Source organism: Streptomyces sp. NPDC057654, from assembly GCF_042800135.1.
Taxonomy (GTDB): Bacteria; Actinomycetota; Actinomycetes; order Streptomycetales; family Streptomycetaceae; genus Streptomyces.
On the sequence record NZ_JBHVHQ010000840.1, the window covers coordinates 1 to 3,769 of the forward strand.

The window sequence follows — 3,769 nt, forward strand, 5'->3', positions numbered from 1 at the left end:
CGGCGCGGGCGGTGTCGCCGTGTGCTCGACCGGCCTCATCGGCGTCCTGCTCCCGATGGACAAGCTCCTCCCGCGCATCCACCTGGCCGTCGCCCAACTCGCGCCGCACGGCGGGGAGAAGGCCGCCATCGCCATCAAGACCACCGACTCCGTGCACAAGACCGCGGTCGCCGAGGGCGACGGCTGGTGCGTCGGCGGCATGGCCAAGGGCGCGGGCATGCTCGCGCCCGGCCTCGCCACCATGCTCGTCGTGCTGACCACCGACGCCGACGTGGACGCGGCCCGGCTGGACGAGGCGCTGCGCGCCGCGACCCGCACCACCTTCGACCGGGTCGACTCCGACGGCTGCATGTCCACCAACGACACCGTGCTGCTGCTGGCCTCCGGCGCGTCCGAAGTGACGCCCGGCGAGGACGAGTTCGCCGAGGCCGTACGGTCCGTCTGCGACGACCTCGCCCGGCAGCTCATCGGCGACGCCGAGGGCGCGTCCAAGGACATCCGCATCGAGGTCGTGGGCGCCGCGAGCGAGGACGACGCGGTGGAGGTCGGCCGGTCCATCGCCCGTAACAACCTCCTCAAGTGCGCCATCCACGGCGAGGACCCCAACTGGGGCCGCGTCCTGTCCGCGATCGGCACCACCGCCGCCGCCTTCGACCCCGACGAGCTGAACGTCGCCATCAACGGCGTCTGGGTCTGCGAGAAGGGCTCGGTGGGCGAGGACCGCGAACTCGTCGACATGCGCTACCGGGAGGTCCGGATCACCGCCGACCTCTCCGCGGGCGCCGAGACCGCCGTCATCTGGGCCAACGACCTCACCGCCGACTACGTCCACGAGAACAGCGCGTATTCCTCATGAGCACCCGCAAGCACACCGCCCTGCCCAAGGCCCGCACCCTCATCGAGGCGCTGCCCTGGCTCACCCGCCACAACGGCAAGACCGTCGTCATCAAGTTCGGCGGCAACGCCATGGTCGACGAGGAGCTGAAGGCGGCCTTCGCCCAGGACGTCGTCTTCCTGCGGCAGGCCGGGCTCAAGCCCGTCGTCGTGCACGGCGGCGGCCCGCAGATCACCGCCCAGTTCGACAAGCTCGGGCTGGTCACGGAGTTCAAGGCCGGGCTGCGCGTGACGACGCCGGAGGCGATGGACGTCGTACGGATGGTGCTGGCGGGCCAGGTGCAGCGCGAGCTGGTCGGCCTCCTCAACCAGCACGGTCCGCTCGCCGTCGGCCTGACCGGCGAGGACGCGCACACCATGAGCGCCACTAAGCGGTACGCCGAACTCGACGGCGAGCGCGTCGACATAGGCCGGGTCGGGCAGATCACCCGGATCGACGCGGGCGCCGTCCAGGCGCTCCTCGACGACGGCCGCATCCCCGTGATCTCCTCCATCGCCCGCAGCGAGGACGACGGCCACGTCTACAACGTGAACGCCGACACCGCCGCCGCCGCGCTCGCCGCCGCCCTCGGCGCCGAGACGCTCATGGTCCTCACCGACGTCGAGGGCCTGTACGCGGACTGGCCGAGCAGTGACGACGTGATCAGCCAGCTCACCGCGCGCGAGCTGGAGAAGCTGCTGCCGGAGCTGGCCAGCGGCATGGTGCCCAAGATGGAGGGCTGCCTGTACGCGGTGCGCAACGGCGTCACCACCGCCCGCGTGATCGACGGCCGCGTCCAGCACTCGATCCTGCTGGAGATCTTCACCGACGAAGGAATCGGCACGATGGTCGTGCCCGACGAGGAGCCCGACGAGGCGAAGGAGGAGAAGGCGGCATGACGGACACCACAGGCTCGGGCACAGCCACGGGCACAATCATGGGCACAGCCGCGGGCACAGCCGCGGGCACGGCCGCGGGCACGGCCGCGGAGACCAACGCCGGCCTGACGCGGCGCTGGCAGGGCGCGCTCATGGACAACTACGGCACGCCCCGCATCCCGCTCGTGCGAGGCGAGGGCGCGAAGGTCTGGGACGCCGACGGCAAGGAGTACGTCGACTTCGTCGGCGGCATCGCCGTGAACGCCCTCGGCCACGCCCACCCCGCGGTCGTACGGGCCGTCTCCGACCAGATCGCCACCCTCGGCCACGTCTCCAACCTCTTCACCGCCGAACCCCCGGTGGCGCTCGCCGAACGCCTCCTCGCGCTCTTCGGCCGCACCGGGCGCGTCTACTTCTCCAACTCCGGCGCGGAGGCCGTCGAGGCCGCGTTCAAGATCGGCCGGCTCACGGGCCGTACGCACATGGTCGCCGCGTCGGGCGGCTTCCACGGCCGCACCATGGGCGCCCTCGCGCTCACCGGCCAGCCGAAGAAGCAGCAGCCGTTCCTACCGCTGCCCGGCGACGTCACCCACGTCCCGTACGGCGACATCGAGGCGCTGCGCGCGGCGGTCACCGACCAGACGGCGCTGCTCGTCCTGGAGCCGGTCCAGGGCGAGAACGGCGTCGTCGTGCCCCCGGACGGCTATCTGGCGGCGGCCCGCGAGATCACCCGCGCCACGGGGACGCTGCTGGCGCTGGACGAGATCCAGACCGGCATCGGCCGTACGGGGCACTGGTTCGCGCACCAGGCGCAGGGCGTCGAGCCGGACGTCGTCACCCTCGCCAAGGGGCTCGGCGGCGGCCTGCCGATCGGCGCGACCGTGGCCTTCGGCGCGGCGGCCGACCTGCTGACGCCCGGTCAGCACGGCTCGACGTTCGGCGGCAACCCCGTCGCGTGCGCCGCGGCGCTGGCCGTCCTGGACACGCTGGCGGCCGACGGAGCACTGGCCGGAGTGACGCGTTCCGGGGAGCGGCTGCGTGACGGGATCGCGTCCCTCGGACACCCGCTCGTCGACCGGGTCCGCGGCGCGGGCCTGCTGCTGGGTATTGTCCTCACCGAGCCCCTCGCACCGAAGGTGCAGCAGGCAGCGCAGGAAGCGGGTCTCCTGGTGAACGCGGTCGCGCCCGACGTGGTGCGGCTCGCCCCGCCGCTGATCATCGCCGATGATGAGGTGGAGACGCTGCTGCGGGCGCTGCCCGCCGTCCTCGACGCGGCGCACGGGGCACACGCGGCCGACACGGCCGACGGGGAACGACGATCCGAGGACTGACACAACGATGACCGAGGCGCAGGAGACCGAGACGGCCCGGACGGCCGAGGCCGCGGAGACGGCCCAGGGCGGTCCGGCCGTGCCGCAGACCCGCACCGCACGCCACCGCCGGATCGTGGACATCCTCAGCCGGCAGCCCGTGCGGTCGCAGAGCCAGCTGGCCAAGCTGCTCGCGGACGACGGCCTCTCCGTCACCCAGGCCACGCTCTCGCGCGACCTCGACGAGCTGGGCGCGGTCAAGATCCGCAACACCGGCGGCGAACTGATCTACGCGGTGCCCTCCGAGGGCGGCGACCGCACGCCCCGCGCCCCGCTCGGCGAGTCCGCCACCGAGGGCCGCATGGCGCGGCTCGCAGGCGAACTGCTGATCTCGGCGGAGGCCTCCGCCAACCTCGTGGTGCTGCGCACCCCGCCCGGCGCCGCCCAGTTCTTCGCCTCGGCCATCGACCAGGCGGGCGTCCACGAGATCATCGGCACCATCGCGGGCGACGACACGCTCCTGCTGATCAGCCGCGACCCGGCGGGCGGCCAGGCCCTCGCCGACCATCTGCTGCGGCTGGCCCAGAACCAGAAGGCGAGCTGACGCGAGCGCGTCCCCACGGCCGCCCGTATCCCGCCCGTATCCGAGGAATCGGGTGCGGGCGGCCGTACACGCGAAAGGGCCCGACGGCCGGATTGAATCCGGC

General features: G+C 72.8%; 4 protein-coding genes. All 4 read left to right on the top strand.

Translation table 11 applies throughout. The features are described from left to right. On the top strand, nucleotides 1–856 hold an 856-nt coding region (locus ACFU99_RS36885; protein ID WP_384400994.1), incomplete at its 5' end, for a bifunctional ornithine acetyltransferase/N-acetylglutamate synthase. Then, nucleotides 853–1,773, top strand: a complete 921-nt coding sequence (gene argB, locus ACFU99_RS36890; protein WP_384400997.1) for an acetylglutamate kinase — start codon at nucleotides 853–855, stop codon at nucleotides 1,771–1,773. The genes ACFU99_RS36885 and argB, both read left to right, overlap by 4 nt. A gap of 38 nt (nucleotides 1,774–1,811) precedes the next feature. Continuing rightward, nucleotides 1,812–3,083 carry an acetylornithine transaminase gene (locus ACFU99_RS36895; protein WP_384401003.1) on the top strand — a complete coding sequence of 424 codons (1,272 nt, stop codon included), beginning with the start codon at nucleotides 1,812–1,814 and terminating at the stop codon, nucleotides 3,081–3,083. Between the two features lie 7 nt (nucleotides 3,084–3,090). Continuing rightward, nucleotides 3,091–3,666, top strand: coding sequence for an arginine repressor (locus ACFU99_RS36900; RefSeq protein ID WP_384401000.1), 576 nt, complete (start codon nucleotides 3,091–3,093; stop codon nucleotides 3,664–3,666). Nucleotides 3,667–3,769 lie beyond the last annotated feature (103 nt).

Bases quoted from the DNA above. Each gene is read 5' to 3' on its own strand.
- ACFU99_RS36900 (WP_384401000.1), top strand. From the start codon at position 3,091: ATGACCGAGGCGCAGGAGACCGAGACGGCCCGGACGGCCGAGGCCGCG.
- argB (WP_384400997.1), top strand. From the start codon at position 853: ATGAGCACCCGCAAGCACACCGCCCTGCCCAAGGCCCGCACCCTCATC.
- ACFU99_RS36895 (WP_384401003.1), top strand. From the start codon at position 1,812: ATGGGCACAGCCGCGGGCACAGCCGCGGGCACGGCCGCGGGCACGGCC.